This is a genomic window from Streptomyces aurantiacus (genome assembly GCF_001418335.1).
Taxonomy (GTDB): Bacteria; Actinomycetota; Actinomycetes; order Streptomycetales; family Streptomycetaceae; genus Streptomyces; species Streptomyces aurantiacus.
This window is the reverse complement of sequence record NZ_LIPP01000059.1, coordinates 14,019-31,852: the sequence shown is the minus strand read 5'-3', so window position 1 is coordinate 31,852 and position 17,834 is coordinate 14,019. Positions and strand designations below refer to the sequence as shown.

At 68.9% G+C, this 17,834-nt stretch carries 18 protein-coding genes and 1 pseudogene; 10 read left to right on the top strand and 9 right to left on the bottom strand.

Annotated features, from left to right (window positions below; translation table 11 throughout):
• Positions 1-10: 10 nt before the first annotated feature.
• The 4 genes from AOK01_RS09090 to AOK01_RS09075 form a co-directional block, all read right to left on the bottom strand.
• Positions 11-817 carry an SDR family oxidoreductase gene (locus tag AOK01_RS09090; protein ID WP_055510305.1) on the bottom strand — a complete coding sequence of 269 codons (807 nt, stop codon included), beginning with the start codon at positions 815-817 and terminating at the stop codon, positions 11-13.
• Positions 817-1,701, bottom strand: a complete 885-nt coding sequence (locus tag AOK01_RS09085) for an amidohydrolase family protein (protein WP_055510303.1) — start codon at positions 1,699-1,701, stop codon at positions 817-819. The genes AOK01_RS09090 and AOK01_RS09085 overlap by 1 nt, the downstream gene beginning before the upstream one ends.
• A gap of 45 nt (positions 1,702-1,746) precedes the next feature.
• A complete protein-coding gene (locus AOK01_RS09080; RefSeq protein WP_055510301.1) occupies positions 1,747-3,342 on the bottom strand; it encodes an AMP-binding protein in 1,596 nt (531 codons plus the stop codon).
• Positions 3,343-3,435: 93 nt separating this feature from the next.
• Positions 3,436-4,212 carry an AraC family transcriptional regulator gene (locus tag AOK01_RS09075; protein WP_055510299.1) on the bottom strand — a complete coding sequence of 259 codons (777 nt, stop codon included), beginning with the start codon at positions 4,210-4,212 and terminating at the stop codon, positions 3,436-3,438.
• 321 nt (positions 4,213-4,533) lie between these two features.
• Here AOK01_RS09075 and AOK01_RS09070 point away from each other — a divergent pair, with 321 nt between their 5' ends.
• The 3 genes from AOK01_RS09070 to AOK01_RS09060 are packed head-to-tail and all read left to right on the top strand — an operon-like array spanning position 4,534 to position 5,409.
• Entirely contained in the window at positions 4,534-4,722 is a 189-nt protein-coding gene (locus tag AOK01_RS09070; RefSeq protein WP_055510297.1) for a hypothetical protein, read from the top strand.
• Entirely contained in the window at positions 4,700-5,041 is a 342-nt protein-coding gene (locus AOK01_RS09065) for a hypothetical protein (protein ID WP_055510295.1), read from the top strand. The genes AOK01_RS09070 and AOK01_RS09065 overlap by 23 nt, the downstream gene beginning before the upstream one ends.
• A complete protein-coding gene (locus AOK01_RS09060; protein ID WP_055510293.1) occupies positions 5,038-5,409 on the top strand; it encodes a hypothetical protein in 372 nt (123 codons plus the stop codon). Before AOK01_RS09065 ends, AOK01_RS09060 begins: the two co-directional genes overlap by 4 nt.
• Here AOK01_RS09060 and AOK01_RS09055 read toward each other — a convergent pair.
• A complete protein-coding gene (locus AOK01_RS09055; RefSeq protein ID WP_055510291.1) occupies positions 5,398-6,174 on the bottom strand; it encodes a class I SAM-dependent methyltransferase in 777 nt (258 codons plus the stop codon). The two genes, AOK01_RS09060 and AOK01_RS09055, sit on opposite strands and share 12 nt — an antisense overlap.
• Before the next feature lie 278 nt (positions 6,175-6,452).
• Between AOK01_RS09055 and AOK01_RS44860 the strand changes: the two genes are divergently transcribed.
• The 4 genes and pseudogenes from AOK01_RS44860 to AOK01_RS42525 form a co-directional block, all read left to right on the top strand.
• Positions 6,453-7,817 carry a hypothetical protein gene (locus AOK01_RS44860; protein ID WP_245702183.1) on the top strand — a complete coding sequence of 455 codons (1,365 nt, stop codon included), beginning with the start codon at positions 6,453-6,455 and terminating at the stop codon, positions 7,815-7,817.
• Positions 7,799-8,044, top strand: coding sequence for a hypothetical protein (locus AOK01_RS09045; protein ID WP_055510287.1), 246 nt, complete (start codon positions 7,799-7,801; stop codon positions 8,042-8,044). The genes AOK01_RS44860 and AOK01_RS09045 overlap by 19 nt, the downstream gene beginning before the upstream one ends.
• Positions 8,045-8,216: 172 nt before the next feature.
• Positions 8,217-8,657 (top strand): hypothetical protein, encoded by a 441-nt coding sequence (locus AOK01_RS09040; protein WP_055510285.1) that lies wholly within the window; start codon positions 8,217-8,219, stop codon positions 8,655-8,657.
• Positions 8,658-9,014: 357 nt separating this feature from the next.
• Positions 9,015-9,143, top strand: a pseudogene (locus tag AOK01_RS42525) (IS110 family transposase); the annotation flags it as partial.
• A gap of 431 nt (positions 9,144-9,574) precedes the next feature.
• Here the strand turns inward: AOK01_RS42525 and AOK01_RS09030 are convergent.
• A complete protein-coding gene (locus AOK01_RS09030; RefSeq protein ID WP_213862072.1) occupies positions 9,575-9,991 on the bottom strand; it encodes a winged helix-turn-helix transcriptional regulator in 417 nt (138 codons plus the stop codon).
• Positions 9,992-10,090: 99 nt separating this feature from the next.
• Between AOK01_RS09030 and AOK01_RS09025 the strand changes: the two genes are divergently transcribed.
• Positions 10,091-10,756 (top strand): NADPH-dependent F420 reductase, encoded by a 666-nt coding sequence (locus AOK01_RS09025; protein WP_055510283.1) that lies wholly within the window; start codon positions 10,091-10,093, stop codon positions 10,754-10,756.
• Positions 10,757-11,095: 339 nt separating this feature from the next.
• Here the strand turns inward: AOK01_RS09025 and AOK01_RS09020 are convergent, their stop codons facing one another.
• The gene (locus AOK01_RS09020; protein ID WP_245702181.1) at positions 11,096-11,527 is read right to left on the bottom strand and encodes a MerR family transcriptional regulator; all 432 of its coding nucleotides are present in this window, start codon (positions 11,525-11,527) and stop codon (positions 11,096-11,098) included.
• Between the two features lie 263 nt (positions 11,528-11,790).
• Between AOK01_RS09020 and AOK01_RS09015 the strand changes: the two genes are divergently transcribed.
• Positions 11,791-12,681, top strand: a complete 891-nt coding sequence (locus AOK01_RS09015) for a CE1 family esterase (RefSeq protein WP_055510279.1) — start codon at positions 11,791-11,793, stop codon at positions 12,679-12,681.
• A 467-nt stretch (positions 12,682-13,148) separates the two neighbouring features.
• On the opposite strand, the gene AOK01_RS09010 is transcribed toward AOK01_RS09015, so the two are convergent.
• A complete protein-coding gene (locus AOK01_RS09010) occupies positions 13,149-14,522 on the bottom strand; it encodes a family 43 glycosylhydrolase (RefSeq protein WP_055510277.1) in 1,374 nt (457 codons plus the stop codon).
• Positions 14,522-16,030, bottom strand: coding sequence for a sulfatase family protein (locus AOK01_RS09005; RefSeq protein ID WP_055510402.1), 1,509 nt, complete (start codon positions 16,028-16,030; stop codon positions 14,522-14,524). Before AOK01_RS09005 ends, AOK01_RS09010 begins: the two co-directional genes overlap by 1 nt.
• Before the next feature lie 419 nt (positions 16,031-16,449).
• Here AOK01_RS09005 and AOK01_RS09000 point away from each other — a divergent pair, with 419 nt between their 5' ends.
• Positions 16,450-17,787, top strand: a complete 1,338-nt coding sequence (locus tag AOK01_RS09000; protein WP_055510275.1) for an ROK family transcriptional regulator — start codon at positions 16,450-16,452, stop codon at positions 17,785-17,787.
• Positions 17,788-17,834: the final 47 nt, after the last annotated feature.

The window sequence follows — 17,834 nt, the reverse complement described above, 5'->3', positions numbered from 1 at the left end:
GAGCAGTGCCTCACTTCGCCGTCGGTGAGGCGAAGCTCGCGCCGATCCCGATGCCGATGCCGGCGCCACCGTCGACCGGGATCACCGCGCCGGTGACGAAGCGCAGGTTGGGTGACACGAGCGCACCGACCAGGTCGGCGAACTCACGGGGCTCCCCGATGCGTCCCATCGGTACCCCGTTCCCGAGGCCGGCTTTGGACAGTTCCGGCTGTCGTTCCAGCATTCCGCCCAGCAGGGCGGTGTCGAAGAATCCGGACAGCAGAGTGTTGACGTTGATGTCCTGCCCGGCGACCTCCAGGGCGAGGGTTTTGGCGTAGCCGATCACCGCCGACCACACGCCCACGGACGCCGCCATGCCGACGGCCGGGCGCTCGACGACGCCGGAAACCACGTTGAGGATGCTGCCGCCTTCGGCGGTCATGTACGGCAAGGTGGCCCGCACGGATCTGACGACGTAGAAGAAGTGGCGCTCGAAGGCCTTCAGCCACACCTCGTCGGTGAGTTCGGAGATGCGCCGGATCGGCGGTCCACCGTCGTTGGTGACCAGGACGTGAACGGCTGGACCGAACCGTTCGAGGGTCGAGGCGGTGACGCGCTCGATGTCGGTGTCGGCCGAGCAGTCGGCGGCCAGCCCGAGGACCTTCTCCTCGCCGTATGCCGTGGCAAGCCGTTGCGCGGCGGCTGTGACCTTCTCCGCGCGTCGCGCGAAGATCGTGACATTGGCGCCTTCCTGCAGAAGACGATCGGCGATGGCGTATCCGAGGCCGTCGCTGCCGCCGCCGACGATGGCGACCTTGCCGGTCAGTCCGAGGTCCATCACTGAACTCCGATCGAGGTGAGGAAGGTCTCGGCGTTGCCGGAGAACACGTCGTCAAGGACGTCGGAAGAGAAGCCTTCCTCGCGCCACTCCTCGACCAGCCTCTCGTGGGTGAGCATCGGGTAGTCGGCTCCGAAAAAGACCTTCTTGCGCAGCCGCTTACCGATCTCGCGCTTGAGCTCGTCGGGGAAGTAGCGCGGTGACCAACCGTGGAGCTCCATCCACACGTTCGCCTTGTGCAGTGCGATTGCGATCATCTCCGACTGCCAGGGCCACGCCACCCGAGCCGCGATCACGTTCAGATCGGGATACTTGGCCGCGACGCGGTCGACGTAACGGGGGTGGCAGCCCTCCAGGGTCATGCCCATGCCTCCGCGGGTGCCGGCCCCGGTGGCCGACATGCCGACATGGATTAGGACGGGACGGTTGGCCTCGATGCACATGTTCAGACAGGTCTCCCACTCCGGCTGGTCGGGTGTCCCGGCCGGTGTGAACGAGTGGACCGTCAGTCCGACGAGTCCCGTCCCCTCGCCAAGGCAACGCTCGAATTCCCTGACATGGGCTGGTTGTGTGGGATCGATGCCGATCCAGTTGCCCAGTACGACGTCGGGGTGCTTGCGCGCATGGTCGAAGGCGTAGTCGTGCTGGTCGCGCAGTGCGCCGGCGTCCATGGTGTGGGTGAACGCGAAGTCGAGCATCGCCTTGACGTTGGCGCGGCGGAACCGGACGGCCTGCTCCTCGTCGCTGACGAAGCTCATGTCCCACTTGAAGTAGTCCCGCAGGGCCTCGCGGTCCTCGGCGGTCTCGTACGGGCTTCCCTTCCATCCTCGCTCTGTGCCCCAGTGGGAGTGGAAGTCGATCAACCGGGCCGGCGGTACGTTCACGCTGAGTGCCTTTCGTGCATGGCTGTGGGAAGGACATCGGGATGGTCAGTGGACATCGCGGTGCGAGTCGGTCCAGAACGGCGCGCGCAGGCGCTTCTTGTCGACCTTTCCCACCGGCGTGGCGGGGAGTGAGTCCACGACCACGACCTTCTTGGGCGCGTACATCGAGCCCTTGACCTGCTTCACGTAGGACTGGAGCGCGGGAATGTCGATCTGTCGCCCCGGTCGCGGGACCACGAACGCGGTGACGATCTCGCCCCAGCGGCTGTCCGGGACGCCGATGACGGCGGCTGCGCCCACCGAAGGGTGCGCTGTCAGAGCGGCCTCGACTTCGCTGGCGTAGATGTTGAAACCACCCGAGATGATCATGTCCTTCTTGCGGTCCACGATGTAGAGCAGGCCCTCGGCGTCCTGGCGGGCAAGGTCTCCGGTGTGGAGCCATCCCCCCTTGAGTGCTGCTTCTGTCTCGTCGGGGAGGTCCTTGTAGCCCTGCATCACCCCGCGGCCCTGCATGGCGATCTCGCCCATCTCGCCCAGACGGACGTCGTGGCCGTCGTCGTCGATGAGCCTGATGCGGTTGCCGACCACGGGACGGCCACAGGAGGCGAGTTGCTCAAGGCTCGCGGTGTCGTGTGCGGCCTTGGTCAGGACCGTCCCGATGCCGGCCGACTCCGTCTGCCCGTAGACCTGGGAGAAGACCGGACCGATCCGCTCGCGAGCCTCCGCCAGGCGCACCGGCGACATCGGTCCGGTGGCGTACCAGATGACCTCAAGGCTGGAGAGGTCTCTGGTCTCCGGACGCTCCTGGTCCAACAAGGTGTAGATCATCGTCGGAAGGCCGCTCACACAGTTGATGTGCTCGGCCTCGATGACGTCGAGGAACCGGCCGGGTTCGAAGCCCTGCTCGATCACGACCGTGCCGCCACGCAGCAGTGCCGGGATGACGGCCAGCCCGGCCGCGTGCGTGAGCGGAGCCGCCGCCAGGTACCGCGGGAGGTGTGGCTGCTCGAAGTCGGCCATGTGCGCATAGACCATCTGCACCATCGACCGATGAGGCTGCAGCACGCCCTTGGGTCTGCCGGTCGTCCCCCCGGTGTACTGCAGCCAGGCGACATCCGTCTCCGTCGCCGGACCACGGTCGAGCGATCGAACCGCCGAGGGCTCGCCCTCGGGCGCACCACCGGCGGCGGGGATCACCATCAGGTGTCGCAGGGAGTCGACCTCGGCGAGGACCTGGCGTCCATGCTCCTCCAGGGGCGCGGTCACCACCAGCACCGTGGCCTCCGCGTCCGCGCAGACGGTGATGTGGTCCGTGACCGAGGCCAGGGTCTGCAGCCCGGTGAAGCGGCCGCCCAAGAGATACGTCGCGGCCTGGACGATCCACGATTCAGGCAGGTTCGGACTGAGCATCGTGACTCCCACGCCGAGCCCCACTCCCCGACGGGCCAGCGCGGCCACGTACTGCGAGAGAAGGTCCCTGACGTGCGCATAGGTCAGTCGCCGATCACCGGCCACGAAGGCCTCGGACGAGCTGTGCCGGCTGAGTGCCTGCGTGATCAGGTCACCCAGCGTGACTCCGGAAGATGCCGTCGTGGCGGCTGCCGAAGCCGCGGCGCCATGACCGGGAAGGTGGTGAGACATGCCGCAAAGCGTGTCCGCCGCGCGGGTGGGCGTGCAACCGATGTTCCGCCCCGAATCTCCGATAACCCGCCAGGCGGCCGACGGAGACGGTGCTCAGCTGTGAGCCGCACCCGCAGTGGAGCGGTAACGACCGGGTGTCTGGCCGACGAGATCGGTGAAGGCGTTGATGAAACTGCCGGGGTTCGCCCAGCCGAGTCGCATCGCCGTCTCGGTGACCGAGGTACCTGCACAGAGTTCGAGCAGCGCTCGCTGGATCCGCAGCAGCGTGCGCCACTGATGGAAGCTCATCGACAGGTCGCTGCCGAACAGCCGACTGAGAGTCCGTTCGCTCGAACCGGTTCGGTGCCCCAGCTCCGCCAGCGTCGCCGACATGGCCGGGTCGGCGTGCAGCAGGTCGGTGACGGCCTTGAGGCGAGGATCGCTCGGCTCCGGCAGCCGCAGTGGCTCCTGCGGGGCGCGGATCAGCTCCGCGCCGATCACTGCGAGCAGCAGACGGCTCCGCTCACTGGCGGCAGGCTCGTGCTCGCCGCTCATCGCCAGGTATGCCTCGCGCAGCAGCGCACTGGCCACGAAGACCGACGGCTCGGGCGGCAGTTCCTCGGACAGCGCTGCCGGAACCGGGAACACGCGGACATCGGTCTCGCCGTAGGAGCGACTGCTGTGGACATAGAAGGGCGGCACCCACGTGATGCGGTTCGCCGGCGCCACCCAGGTGCCGACCTTGGTCGTCGTGACGAGCGCCCCGGAGGCGGCGTACCTCAGCTGGCCGTAGTCATGGAAGTGCGCGGCGATGTCCTCACCGTGCGCCATGGGCTCGCAGACCGGCGAGTCGTCGGTCCAGAACACTGCCCGTTGCGCAACCTCAGTCATCAGCAGACAGCATAGCTCGCGTTGGCGGGTCATCAGAGGAGGAGATCACGAATCCAGTAACGCGCCATGAGGGCCCACTCCGCATCGCTCATGTCCGAGGCGTACCGGGGCCGGCGCTCCGGCCGGTCGGCCGCATTCCCGAACCGATGGGCGAGACAGTCACACCCAGAAGTGGACGAGCTGGATTCGGTGACCAGACCACGACCACGCGACACCAAGGCCTTCTGCTTGGTGCCTGTTTGTGAGCTGGGCATGACACTGTGGTCGGCATTTGCCCAGCTCAGGATTTGAACGGCAGGGCTGGGGCGATGAATCTGCCTGGTGCGCGAGGGAGCGCTGCTGTCGGCCGCGCACCGCATCGCCGTCGACGACCGCCAGGACGTCGCCGCCGTCATGGGGTGGGCCGAAAGCGTCGGCCGCGCCGAGGCCGCGGCCGCGGTGGCGCAGCTGGGTGAGCAGGGCGCGGTCGACGCCACCCTCGCGCTGCATGCAGGCCGAGCAGGTCCGTGACCGGTTCCGTGCCGACGCTCTGGCGTACTTCGCGCTCAGCCCGCAGGCCGACACCGAGGCGCAACTCGCCCGCGCGGTGAAGATGCGCACCCGGCACTTGCACTGCGACACCTATCAGGCTGCCGCCGATGCCGCAGAACAAGCCCGTTGGCGTACGGCCCACCACCTGCTCCAGACCCGCCTGGCCACCGTGCGCGCCATGGCCGGTGCACCGGCGGCAGCTGCGCCGCAGCGTCTGGTCCAGGCCCGGTGGGCCGACCGGCTGGCTGACGTTGACCGCCGGCCGCTGAGCACCGAGCAGCCGAAGGAGAACGCATGACGAATCACGGCTCGGCAGGCGAACACGGGTCCGGTCGCAGCGGGTTGGAGGTGCCGTCGTGGCTGGCCGGTGACGCCGGTTGGCGGGCGCATGCCCTCAAGGCGCCCGAGGCCACCGACCGCCTGGAGCCGTTGGGCGTCGACCACTGGCGGCGTCTGGGGCAGGCCGCCCGCGATCAGGTCGTCCTGGCCGCGGGCGGCATCGAATCGTTCCTCGTCGTCGGTGACTTCGCGTTACTGGGCGGAGCGTTCAGCCAGTCGGCGTCCGAGTGCGAGAACCACCGCCTTGAGGGCTTCCGGCTGTTGGATGATGAAGGGCCGGTCCCCACGAAGAACAATGATGCTGCAGCTCACGGCTCAGCCACGTGAGACATCCTCTTGGCCGCTTGCACAGGTGAAGACGAATCTGCCCTCGAATCCGATCACAGGGCCGGGATAGCGTGCGTCGATCTCGCTCAGGCCCTCTGCCAGTTCATCGTCGTCGAAGGCGCAAAGAAGCGACATGAAGCGGTTGGCCACCCAAGCCAGCCACTGTTCCTTGGCGATCGACAGGTGATATCTCTCGCACGTCACCTCGACTCTCAGACCGCAGTCGGTAAGCACCCTCGCCATGTCATCAGGATCGATATAGGCCCGCTCATGCTGCTCCACCGCCTTGCCGAACAGCGGATAGTCGATGCGCAACGGCCAGGTCACAATGACCAGCCTGCCTCCCGGAGCGAGCAAGGCGGCCAGCGTGCGCAGCGCCATCGGCACATCGCGAGCGTGATGGATGACGTCCTTGGCCAGCACCGCGTCGAGCCTCCCCGCGTGAGGGAGCTGAACGGCTCCTTCGGCGAGATCCTCGATGGACGCCCGCACCGGTACGAGGGAAGGCCTCGTCGGCAGCTTCGCCAGCATCTTCGTCGAAGGGTCGACGCATACGACAGTGACTGCATACTCAGCCATGGACCGTGCGTACAAGCCACTGCCACACCCGATGTCCGCAGCACGGTCGCCGGGTCGAAGAGCGAGCCTGGTACCAATGCACCGGTTCATCCATGTGACAAACGCTGGGCTGTGGGCCCAGCTCTCTTCGAAGTCGTCGGCGAGGCGCTCATAGTGCGCGGCCAGGTCATCGGGATGCAGGGTCATGTCACTGTGTCCACACATCGTTTCTGCAGGTCAAGGCGGACCGTGCGGTGGCATCGACGACTCGGTGCCGTACAGCAGCCTCACCCGCGAGCCGACTCCCCGCACAGCGGAATCCGCCATTGGAGTCAGACGACGAAGCGACCGGCGAGGGAGCAGCAGCCAGCACGCACGCGCAAGCAGGACGAACTCCGCAGAGGCTGCGCGAGCACGACGAGCAGACCGCCTCGACGTCGCCACCGTCCGCCGATCCTCTCCACCCTGTGAGCCGGGCGTACTCCGTGGCCGTTGTGTTCGGGGCGGGCGCGGGCGCGGGCATCGGCATTCTCGGCGGGATGATCGGCTTGGGCGGTGCGGAGTTCCGGCTCCCCCTGCTGATCAGCCTGTTCGGGTTCGCGGTACTGTCCGCGGTCATCCTGAACAAGGCCATGAGCCTGGTCGTGGTCGGCATCGCGTTGCCCGCCCGGCCGGCGGCGGTGTCCGCCTCCCGGCCGGCCGGTCATTGGCCCGTCGCGGTCAACCTACTGGCCGGGAGCACCGCGACTGAACCGTCCCTGACGGCACCGCGTCGACGGATGCCGGCGAAGTCCTGCTCCGCGGCACCAACGAAAAGCACCGGCCAGGCGAAGAGACAAGAGGCCTGCATTTTGGACGTCTCGGGGACTGCTGGTATTCGATTGATCGAGGTACTCCGGTGTCGCAGGCTGACGGTAGTGGGCCGCGTCGGGTGGACCATACGAACGCAGAGGTCGCGGGAAAGGTACTTCAGCGGGCAACCGGACGGATGTCAGCCTCTGCGAGGCAGTGGCGGCATGGTTCAGGGCGGTAGCGGCGGGTCCGAGGGACGCCCAGGGCTTGAGCCGAATCGGCGGCTCCTGGAGACCTCCGGGTTGGCCAGGGCCGCGCACGCCACGTCCTGCGGCGAGGGTGGGCTCGACCCCGACGACGTGGCCAAGGAGTTTGCCGCGCTCGTCACCGGACCTGCCCTGAGGGGCGAGGACTGGTTGCTGGTGGACGCCGACCTTCCGGAGGGTTGCTTGGCCCAGGTGGGGGAGTGGACCCTGGAACGGGTGAGCCCCCAGCGGTTGGCCGAGCTGCGACCCGAGGGTGTACTCGGCCGGTTCCGGACGTTCGCGCTGGACTCCGATCTCCTGGACGGGGCCGCCTTTCTCCACCGGGAAACGGCTTGGCGGCCAACGGGGACAGTCCTCCCGTGGCCGGTGCTGCACGCACACCCGCAGGTCCACTTTGCGGTGCCGCAGGGCGTTCTTGGGCTCTGGGCGTGCGAACCGGCCCACCTGGATGCCATCTACTACCGGGAAAACGGCCGACAGACCGTGCGCGAGTTCGGCAGCGTACCTGTGGAGGAGCAGTCCAACGACGGGGTGAATTTCTGGGAGCGTCGCGTGGATGGCCCCTACAGGGTGGAGCCGGCTGAACTGGCCGCCTTCACGATATTCATGGCGGCCTCCGGCGAGCTGATGGCCACCGCTGCTGCCGAACTGGCCGCCGCCCAAAAGCCGGCCGACCGTAAGCCGAGTCCGCGGGCGCAGCGCCTGGCCCGTGCCACCGAGCACTTGGTCCAGGCGACTCACGGACGTACGGGAGCGATTACGTCCGTCACGGGATGCTGGACGAACTGGTGACGCACTACGTGATCGCCCTGGAAGCACTGCTGCCGGGTGGGGAGAGCGAAGGCGTGACCCGACGGGTCGCCCAGCGCGCCGCTGCCCACCAGTCCCGACCGCACCAGCACCAACTACTGGACCGGGCTTCGATCTCCCGCCAGGTGGCCGACGAGAAGATCGAGGAGCCGCTGCGCCGGTTCTACGCCGCTACGCCTCCTGCGCACCCGCCCGCCGACGTGTGCTGAGGTGGGCCGCGCGGGTCGGATGGGCTCCAGGGAAGGGAGAGAAGGGAAGGGAAAGTACTGGGCTGGGTCGCAGTGATCGGATCATGCCCGTGGGGTCTGCCCGCTGCAGTCGATTCCAGACAGGTGAGCACCTGGTGTGCGGAGTGGTGGCCGGGCAGGCTAGTTTGCTCGGGTGAGTCTCCTTGATGATGTGGCCGAGCGCGATGGCTGGCGCTGCTGGGTGTGTGACGAAGCGGTCGACCCCGGCGAGTCGGTGAACGACCCGCGAGGGCCCAGCGTCGACAGCCGGACCGCCGACCGGAAAGCCAAGGTCGCCGAGCGGCTCGCACACCGCGGGTGCAACACCCGTAAGGGCGCGGTCAAGGTGGTCATTGCCTGGCCGGACCGCCTGTACGTGGTCGAACCCGCGCCGCTGATCACCGTTGCCGGGAGGCTGGAGCGGAAGGGGGGCCGCGAGATGGTGGGCCGTTGTCCGACCAGGCGGGACGCCCAGGAGGCGGCAGATTGGCTGGTGGACCGGTTCTCCCGACTGGTACCGGGGCTGCCGGTGACCGCCCACATCGAGGCGGGCGGCGGCCAGTTCCTCGTCATCCTGGCCACCGGCCGCCGCTGACCGCTGAAAGGGCGGCCTGGCACCCGGCCTTCGACGTACGAGACGGGTTCGAGCCGGAGTCCCAGTTCGTGTTGTCCCTCAACCGCATGTCCGCGAGGTTGTCCCACCCGGCTGCGCGCGCACGCCGCGCCGATCCGGCGGCTCCGTGCCGCCCCCGTTGTCTTCTTCGCGGTCCTGCAAGAGGACCGCTGGCCTGCGGGCCCGGCAGGTGCCGTCGGAGACGCTGATGAGAGGTCCGGCCACCACCCGGTCCGGCGCAATGCCGGACAGCTCGCGGGCGGCAGGTCTGCATGACGTGGATGCGCGCGTACGACACCACCGCCGAGGCCGGCACGTTCCTCCCCCTGGAAGGGCGCGGTGTTCGACACCGAAGACGTGGGCGTGTTCCTCGGCCTGGACGTCGGCAAGACCACTCACCCCGGCCACGGACTCACCCCGGCCGGGAAGAAGGTCCGCGACAAGCAGCTGCCCAACAGCGAGCCGAAACGGCTTCGGCGCCGACGGGGCGATGGCCGTGAGCGGCACCCACGGCGCGGGCGTGGCCGAGACGGCGGAACTGGACGGGGCGGGGCTGCCGAGGGTTCCGGCCGGGGCCACTGAGTCCCTGGCTTCCCGGTCGTAATGCCCTGGTCGGTCGCGGGCACCACCGCGGACAACCGCCCTGCGGGCGACTGGAATTCCCGCCGATGCCCGCGGCTGACCGTATAGGGGCCACTGACGTTTTCGGTCGACGGTCCAACCTCGCGCTTTCATGAAGCGTGGTGTCCGACGGGTGGTCAGGCAAACGAAATCTCGGCCTTGCACTCCCGCGTGAACGAGCGGCGAGGACGTGGCTTCTTCTTCCCCATGCTCTCCATGATGGACATCCTTCCGGGGCAGAACCCCTGATCCCGGATGTCCGCCAAAACGGAGGGTATTCATCCGGCTCGTTGCGTCTCCGACGGGGGCGCCGCCGAGTCGGATGGTTTCCGTGCCGCGTTCTCCTGGGCTTCGAGAAGCTCGTCACCGTGCTCGATTGCCCAGCGTCCGAGCGCCATCATGGGGCCCTCGACGAGGCTCTGCCCCAAGCTTGTCAGGCTGTACTCGACGCGAGGTGGCGCTTCGGCGTGTGCGTGGCGGTCGACCAGGCCGCTGGAGAGCAGACGACGCAGGGTGTCGGTCAGGACCTTGTCGCTGATGCCGCCGATCGTGGCGCGCAGCTCGCGGCGTCGACGAGGGCCCGCGCGAAGAGCCGCCAGCACAACGGGATCCCAGATGTGGGCGAAGAGATCGGTGGCCGCGCGCAGACGGCAGTCAGCGACCAACTCGTAGCAGTGGCCTTCGTGATCAGTCATCTCGTCGCCCATCATCGCGCGGTCGTTGCGCACCATTCGGTGCGTAACACCTTCCCTAATGTGACTGCCCAACTGACTGCCACTTGAGAGGAAGCGACGATGCGCATCGGGATTCTGGGAACAGGGACGCTGGCGGCGGCCCTGGGTGAGGGCTGGTCACGCGCAGGACACGAGGTGTCGATCGGCGGGCGGTCGCAGGTCAAGGCGGAAAAGCTTGCTGAGCGGTTGGGCCATGGAGTGCTCGCAGTCGCGCCGCGTGAGGCGGTCGTCGGGCGCGATGCGGTGCTGCTCGCCGTGTCATGGGACGGCGTCGAGGACATGCTGGGACTGGTGGGCGCGTCCGACGGCTTGCTTGAGGGGACGCCGTTGATCGATCCCACGAACGCCGTAGCGCATGGTGTGGGCGTTCTGCTCACCGAGCACGGCGAGTCGATGGCGAGGCGGATCGCCGGACTTGCTCCAGGAGCTCATGTCGTCAAGGCGTTCCACCTCTTTCCCGCCGACCAGTGGGCGAGCTCTCCCGGCGCCGGCGCCGGCGTCGACCCCGCAAACGTGACTGTGGCGATGTGCGGCGACAACTCTGCGGCACTGCATGTCGTCGGCGAGTTGGTGCGTGACGTCGGCGGGATACCAGCGATTCTCGGGGCGCTGGATCGCGTCCGTCAGCTGGAGGAGGTGGCGGGCTTCGTCATTGGACTGGCGTTCGCAGGCTTCGACCCCAACTCCGCAGTGCCTCGCGTGCCCTCATCGCCTGTGCTGGACTGACACCGTTCTTCCCATGCGGCCAGCCCTTCACCGAGGCTGGTCCAGTAGTCGTGTTCGTAGTCGATCGGGCTCCTGAAGCCGCACACGCTGCGGAGCCGACGGCTGTGGGAGAAGTCGGTGATCCAGTCCGCGATCCGGATCCGAGCCTCGGCCGTGCCCGCCCTGCTACGCACGGCAAGGGCGGGTCTACACCAACCACCTCGACATGGACACCCGCCACGTCTTTGCCAGGGCCTTGACCCTCAGCCTCTGCCGGTGCTCTCGCCGACCGTGGAGCGGGCGGTGCCCTCAGCCCGCCGCTCACGGGCCGGGTCACAGCCCGGGCCCGGACAGGCCGGCTCAGTCGTCGGTCGCCGTGGCTGCCCCAGGGACGAACCGCTGGCGGAGGAAAGCCTGTCGGGCGGGACCCGTACCTTGACGGTCGGCGGCATCGCCTGGAGCGGCTTGCTCCGCGAGGAAGTACGTCAGGGTGTCGCGCGTCCTCGCGAGGTGGGTGACGCGCTCGGCGATGTCGTCGCGGATGCCGGTCACGCGGTCGACCACGCTCCGGCAGAGGGCCTGGTCGACGGCCTCGCCGGTGGTGCAGGGCAGGACGACGCGGATGAGTTCGCTCGGGAACCCCAGGTCGTACAAGGAACGGATCGTCAGCACCGTCACCACGGCGTCGTCGGTGTAGTCGCGGTAGCCGTTGTCCCTGCGGTCCGCAGTGATGAGGCCCTGCTGCTCGTAGTACCGCAGGGACCGCGGACTTACGCCGGTCCTGGCGCTCAACTCGCTGATCCTCACTGCCCACCGCCTCCATCCTCGACCCGCACGTCCTTGACCTTCACACGGTGTCAAAGTTTACCGTCGTCCCATCGCCCGCGACGAGGGACGCCGGGCATGGCGATGCTCACGCGACCGCGCCGGCGCGATGCACGATCGGTCCCGCGGATCACGGCGGTGGTACGGCCGAAGTACGGCCGCTCCGCCCCCGGCCCGGAACACAGCGGCGCACCGCGGGACGAAGGGATCAGCGGACATGATGCGGAGACATGATGCGTGACAGCGTCGAGGTGGCCGGCAGGTCACGGACCTACACCGTGGTGGGCCAAGGGGACGGCCGGCCCTCACGGGATCTGGTGCTGATCTTCCACGGGTCCAAGCAGACGGGCCAGAAGCACCGGGAGTTCACCGGTCGGGCCTTCGACGCGCTCGCGGACAGCGGTGCGGCCGTGGTCGTGTACCTGGACGGCTACAAGAAGAACTGGAACGACGCCCGCCGGGAGAGCCGCTTCCCGGCCCGGAAGGAGAACGTCGACGACGTCGGGTTCGTCCGCGCGGTCATTCGGAAACTGACCCTGAAGCATGGCATCGACGCCGGACGGGTCTTCGCCGTGGGCTATTCCAACGGCGGACAGATGGTGATGCGACTCATGCACGACGCACCGAGCTTGCTCGCGGGTGCGGCGGTCGTCGCGGCGACCATGCCGGCGCCGGAGAACTTCCTGCTGCCGCACACTCCGCCCGCACCGGTGCCGATGCCGGTACTGCTGATCCACGGGACGAAGGACCCCATCGTCAACTACGAGGGTGGGTACATGCGTTGGTGGATGAGGGCGCTGTTCAAAGTCGGCGGGCGGTCCCTGTCGGCGCCGCGGACCGCGCACTATTACGCCGTACGCAACGGCATCACCGCCGAACCGGTCAGCACCCCGCTGCCGGCGCGGCCGGGGTCGGCCGGAGGGACTTCGGTGGAACGCACCGAGTACCGGCAGCACGGGCGGCCACCGGTGGTGCTCTGCACCGTGCACGGCGGCGGGCATACCATTCCCGGTCCTGCCAAGGCACCCGCCGTACTCGGCAGGACGAACCAGGACGTCGTCACCGCCGACCTGGTGGCCGAGCTCTTCGAGATCCAGAACAGGCACACACCATCGGTTTAGCGGGCTTCTGCCGGGTCTCCGGCGTCGGCCGACGCGGCGGCGAGAACCTGCAGGCCGCCGCCCGGTCACACGGACACGGCCGAGCGGTGCGAGCCGGCAGGTACCGGTGCACGCCCGAGCCGACATCGACGTCCGCCGGCTCCTGGACCGGCAGGAAGGGCTGCTTGGCAAGGAGCCGGCCGTGCGGGACTACTCCGGGCTCGTCGCCGCCGAGGCCCGGCACCGCGTGAACACCCCGCACATCGAGGTCGGTCGGCCCGACGGGTACTGGCGGGCGGCCGTGCTGCTGGAACAACTGGTCCTGCCGCGGCCCCTGCCCGCGCGCAACGAGTACTTCGCCTACGGCGTCGCCGTGGCCTACATCCGGGCCTCCGGCGCCACCGTGGACGCCTCCTACGAACCGTGGCGCGCTCTGATCACCGACATCCGCGCGCTGCGCCTGACGGCGCCCGGCGGACCAGCTCGCTTCACTCCTGCCTGGTCCGGCGCCGGACCTGAAGGCGGTTGCCCTTCGGGCCGGTCCACTCCAGTCGTACGACACCGGCCACGGCGGAGTCGGAGACGCGTGACGGGTCCGCCCAGTGGCCGAAGGCCGGGTTGCGGAAGAACGTCGCCCACAGTCCGCCGCGGTGATCCTCGAAGAAGTTGTTGTGGCCGGCGCCCACGCCCGCGGTCCAGCGCCGCGAGTAGGGGCCCTCGAAGCGGTCCGCGACGGCGACCACCGCGTCGTACTGGTACTGCGTCCGGCCGGTGCCGGGCGGGTCGTAGGCGTTGCGCGTACTGCCGTCGGGGTTGACGGAGCCGCGGTCCCAGGCGGCGTGCACCAGGAAGTACTTGCCGCCGTGCTTGAAGACGTACGCGCCTTCGAGGTAGGGCTCGGGGGCGTACGGCGTCTGCTGGAACGACGGGAGGTTCGTCGTCGGGACGATGTCCTCCATGTCCTGTCGGAACGCGGCGTACAGGTTGTTGTGCAGCACCAGCTTCGCCTCGCGGCCCTCCGTGTAGAGCCCGCCGTCGATGTGGTGGTACGCGCCGGGCTCGATGAACGCCGGGCCGCCGGCGACCGGCTCCCCGAAGGGCTTGTCCAGGTTGCCCCGGACGAGGCGGTACGGGCCCTCGACCCCGCCCTCGCTCACCAGCATGAACGAGCCGACCTTCCGCGAGTGGTCGCCCATGCAGGCGACCATGTACCACTTGCCGCGGAAGTGGTGCAGCTCCGGCGCCCAGGCGTTGCCGCGCTTGCCGAACCGGTCGTCGTACCAGTACTCCTGCCACGGCGCGACGACCGTGCGCCCGGGGCGGTTCTCGTCGACGAACTCCGGCGACCACACCTTGCCCCGCTCGGCGCCGGGGCGGATGCCGGTGGTGTCGGCGAGCTTCCACGGGCCGCGCATGTCCCGTGCCGTCCACACGAAGATGCCGTCGTTCCAGGGCCCGGCCGCGGTGAGGCCGGGTACGCGGGTGGTGCCGGTCGCGACGTAGAGCGGACGGCCGCCCACGACGAAGCAGTTGACGTAGGTGTCCCGCATCCAGACCCGGCCGAGCTCCTTGTCGCGGGGCCGGAGTTCAAGAGGGAGGACGAAGGAGTTGTCCTCGCGCGGCCACAGGTCCTCGCGGGTGTCCGCGAGGCCGTAGGGCTCGGGATCGGGCCAGTTCGGCGGGTACGGCCGCCGCGCCGATGCGCCTGCCGCTCGCCCGGCCTGCCCGGCCTGCGCCGGCTGTGTCGCCGCCTGGGCGGGCTGGCCGGCGGCCGTGGCCAGTGCCGCCACCCCCGCGGAGCCGGCGACCCCGGCCAGCAGAGTCCGTCGGCCGATGGGTGTTCCGTTCTCGGACCTGTTCATCAGTTGAACTCACCTTCGTGGTCGGCGGTTTCGAAGACGGAGAGGGTGGTGTCGTAGTCCGTCTTCACGTCGTACATCGGCGTCATCCAGTGATAGAAGTTGTCGCCGCGCTCGCGGAGCAGGTCGTACAGCCGCTGGGTCAGCGCCGTGCGAATGCCGTGCACCTCGGGGTCGTCGTAGCGGTTGTGCAACTCGTCCGGGTCGGCGTCGAGGTCGTACAGCTCGTTGCGAGACTCGGGGTTGATCACCAGCTTGTGGCTCCGGGTGCGCAGCATCCGCTGGGGGTAGGGGAAGTGGTGCCCGTGGAACTCCGCGAGGTGGTGCTCGTCCCACTGCGGATGCTCACCGCGTACGAGGGGCAGCAGGCTGCGGCTGTCCACGGCAGGACCGGTGTCACTGCCGGCGAGTTCGAGGATGGTGGCGGTGCAGTCCGTGAGGGAGACGAACTCGTCGCGCACCTGGCCCTGCGGAGCGCCGGGAACCTTCAGCAGGCCCGGGATGCGGTAGATGTCCTCGTACATCGCAGGGCCCTTGTCGTGCAGCCGGTGGGCGCCGGTGAACTCGCCGTGGTCGGCGGTGAAGAACACGGCCGTGCGTTCGTCGAGGCCCAGCTCGCGCACGGCGTCCAGGATGCGGCCGATCTGCTCGTCGACGAGCGTGACGTAGCCCCAGTAGACGGCTATCAGCTTCCTCGACTCCTCCAGCGGCATGGTGTCGAAGGCCCACAGCTTGCTGTAGTTGTGCTGGACGGCCGGCTTCTCGGCGAAGGTCTCGTGCACCGACGCGGGCAGTTCGACCAGCTCCGGGTCGTACATGTCGTAGTACGCGTCCGGGAGGATGTACGGCAGGTGCGGCCCGAAGAAGTGGGTGGCCAGGAAGAACGGCGCCCCTTCGCCGCGGTCGTCCTGCGCGTCACCGGGTTCGCCCCGTGCGGCGAAGCGGCGCAGCATCTCGATGGTGCGCGTGGCCAGGTAGTACTCGAAGGTGGCTTCGACCGGCTGGTGGAGGCGGGCGGCAAGGAGGTTGCCGGGGCTGCCGTTGGGCGTGGTGCCCCGCACGTGGTCCGTGATGCGGTACGGGGGCAGGCCGTTCTCCTCCAGGTAGGCGAGGTAGTCGGGGTGGTCCACGGGGTTGTGCCAGCCGGCCAGGTCGGGGCCCTCGAAGCCGTAGTCGGCGGCGGTACGCCGCACACCGCCGTGCCACTTGCCGACCAGCCCCAGCTGGTAGCCCTCGTCGCGCAGTTGCTCGGAGAAGGTGAACTGGCCGTCGGAGAGGTCCTCCAGATAGCCGACGTTGCGCTCGTAGTTGGCCAGCAGCTTGTGCCGGAACGGGGCCGCCCCCGTGAGGAGGCTGGCGCGCGCCGGGGTGCAGATCGCGGTGGGTGTGTAGAAGCTGTCGAACCGCGTGCCCTCGGCAGCGAGCCGGTCGAGGTTCGGTGTGCGTGTGTGCGGGTTGCCGTACGCACCCAGGGTGTCCACACGGTGCTGGTCGGTCATCAGGAAGAGCATGTTGTGGCGCACGGAGGGCCTCTCGGGTGGATCCGGCTCGCACGTCGGCCGGGGCAGACGGTCACATTGGTGTGGCACATCGGCGGGGGCGGACAGTCGCGTCGGCGTGGCACAACGGCCGGGGGAGTGTCCGGCCGCCGCCATGTCGCCAGGCGGCGGTGCCATGCTCCGACCTGGCCGAGATTTATGTCAAGGGTGCGGACGTAAATCAGGTCCGCGACGCACCCCGGACTCTCGGCACTCTCGGCCGCCGCGCGGGATCGCCATCCTGAGTTACCTAAATGTTACGAGACGTGATCACGGGCTTGCCTTCCCGTACGTCCTGGCAGTTCAGGCCAGTTGAAGCAGGGGGTGCGGCGAAGTCCGGCAGGGCGAAAAGATTTCGTCCCAACTCATTGACGAAAATACCCGGTGCTCACATGCTGTCCGGCATGCACGAACACGACGGTCCGCTGACGCGGCTGAGGCGCAGCCATGAGCACGGCGTTCTCGATCTGCTCCGCAAGAACGGTCCGATGAGCCGCGCCGACCTGGGCGCCCGCAGCGGGCTGTCCCGTACGACGCTCCACGACATCGTCGGGGGCCTGGTCGGCAGTGGCGCGGTGGTCACCAGCACACCGCATGTCGAGGTGCGCAAGCGCGGCCGTCCGGTGGAGCAGCTCAGCCTCAACCCGGCCGCGGGCGAGGCGGTCGGCATCGACTTCGCGCGCCGCGCCGTGCACGTCGCGGCGGTCAACTTCGCCCACGAGGTGATCGGCTCGGCAAGCAAGGCGCATGCCACGGACCTGTCCTGGCCCGAGCGGGTCGACATCGCGGTACGTCTCCTGACCACGCTGGCCACCGGCCCGTCCGGCGACTCGTCCACCGACTCGTCCACCGGCTCGTCCGACGACATGGCGGGCGGCGCGGCGGCCGGAGGCCCGGACCGGGACCGGAGTCTGGAGCCGGACCGGGAGCGGGACCGGAGTCAGGACCGGTCAGCCACCGTCCATCTCGACGCGCTCAGCGCGATCGGCGTCGGCGTGGTCGGGCCGACCACGGACCCCGGCAGCGAGAACGCCCACGCGCAGGGCATCGACGGCCTGCCGGACCTGCTGCGCAAGCGGTTCGGGGCACCGGTGCTGCTGGACAACAACACCCGGCTCGCGGCCCTCGCCGAAGCGGTGTGGGGTGCGGCGGCGGACAGCAGCGACGTCCTCTACCTGCGGTTGTCGCACGGCGTCGGCGGTGGTCTGGTCGTGGGCGGCGCGCTGCACCGGGGCCGGTACGGCCTGTCGGGCGAGTTCGGGCACATCACCGTTGACCCGGCCGGGCGGCAATGCGAATGCGGCGGGACCGGCTGCCTGGAGACCCGGGCCTCGCTCGACGCGGTCCTGTACCGCTACCGCGAGGCCGGCGGCCGGGCCACCGATCTCGCCGGGTTCCTGGACGCCACCTCGGCCGCCGAACGCCCCGCCCTGGAGGTGCTGGAGCGGGTCGGCAGCGAGATCGGCGAGGTGCTGGCCGCGGTCTGCCATGCCGTCGGCCCGGGCGTGATCGTCGTCGGCGGCGAACTGGCGGAGGCAGGCCCCGCCCTCCTCGAACCCGTCGAACGGGCCCTGCGGCAGCACCTGATGCCGATGGCCCGCCGATACGTGGACGTGCGGCGCGCGACGCTCGGCGAGGCCGGCAGCGCGCTGGGCGGCATCGCCCTCGTCCTCCACGAATCCCCCTTGCTCTCCCACTACCCGCGGCCCGTCTCCGAGGAGAACGAGTGAAGCCACCAGCCAGGAACCAGAAAAACCCGAGTAACCAGAGCAACCCG

Bases quoted from the DNA above. Each gene is read 5' to 3' on its own strand.
- AOK01_RS09090 (WP_055510305.1), bottom strand. From the start codon at position 817: ATGGACCTCGGACTGACCGGCAAGGTCGCCATCGTCGGCGGCGGCAGC.
- AOK01_RS09080 (WP_055510301.1), bottom strand. From the start codon at position 3,342: ATGTCTCACCACCTTCCCGGTCATGGCGCCGCGGCTTCGGCAGCCGCC.
- AOK01_RS09075 (WP_055510299.1), bottom strand. From the start codon at position 4,212: ATGACTGAGGTTGCGCAACGGGCAGTGTTCTGGACCGACGACTCGCCG.
- AOK01_RS09065 (WP_055510295.1), top strand. From the start codon at position 4,700: ATGCAGGCCGAGCAGGTCCGTGACCGGTTCCGTGCCGACGCTCTGGCG.
- AOK01_RS09060 (WP_055510293.1), top strand. From the start codon at position 5,038: ATGACGAATCACGGCTCGGCAGGCGAACACGGGTCCGGTCGCAGCGGG.
- AOK01_RS09055 (WP_055510291.1), bottom strand. From the start codon at position 6,174: ATGACCCTGCATCCCGATGACCTGGCCGCGCACTATGAGCGCCTCGCC.
- AOK01_RS09045 (WP_055510287.1), top strand. From the start codon at position 7,799: ATGCTGGACGAACTGGTGACGCACTACGTGATCGCCCTGGAAGCACTG.
- AOK01_RS09030 (WP_213862072.1), bottom strand. From the start codon at position 9,991: ATGACTGATCACGAAGGCCACTGCTACGAGTTGGTCGCTGACTGCCGT.
- AOK01_RS09025 (WP_055510283.1), top strand. From the start codon at position 10,091: ATGCGCATCGGGATTCTGGGAACAGGGACGCTGGCGGCGGCCCTGGGT.
- AOK01_RS09015 (WP_055510279.1), top strand. From the start codon at position 11,791: ATGATGCGTGACAGCGTCGAGGTGGCCGGCAGGTCACGGACCTACACC.
- AOK01_RS09010 (WP_055510277.1), bottom strand. From the start codon at position 14,522: ATGAACAGGTCCGAGAACGGAACACCCATCGGCCGACGGACTCTGCTG.
- AOK01_RS09005 (WP_055510402.1), bottom strand. From the start codon at position 16,030: ATGCTCTTCCTGATGACCGACCAGCACCGTGTGGACACCCTGGGTGCG.
- AOK01_RS09000 (WP_055510275.1), top strand. From the start codon at position 16,450: ATGCTGTCCGGCATGCACGAACACGACGGTCCGCTGACGCGGCTGAGG.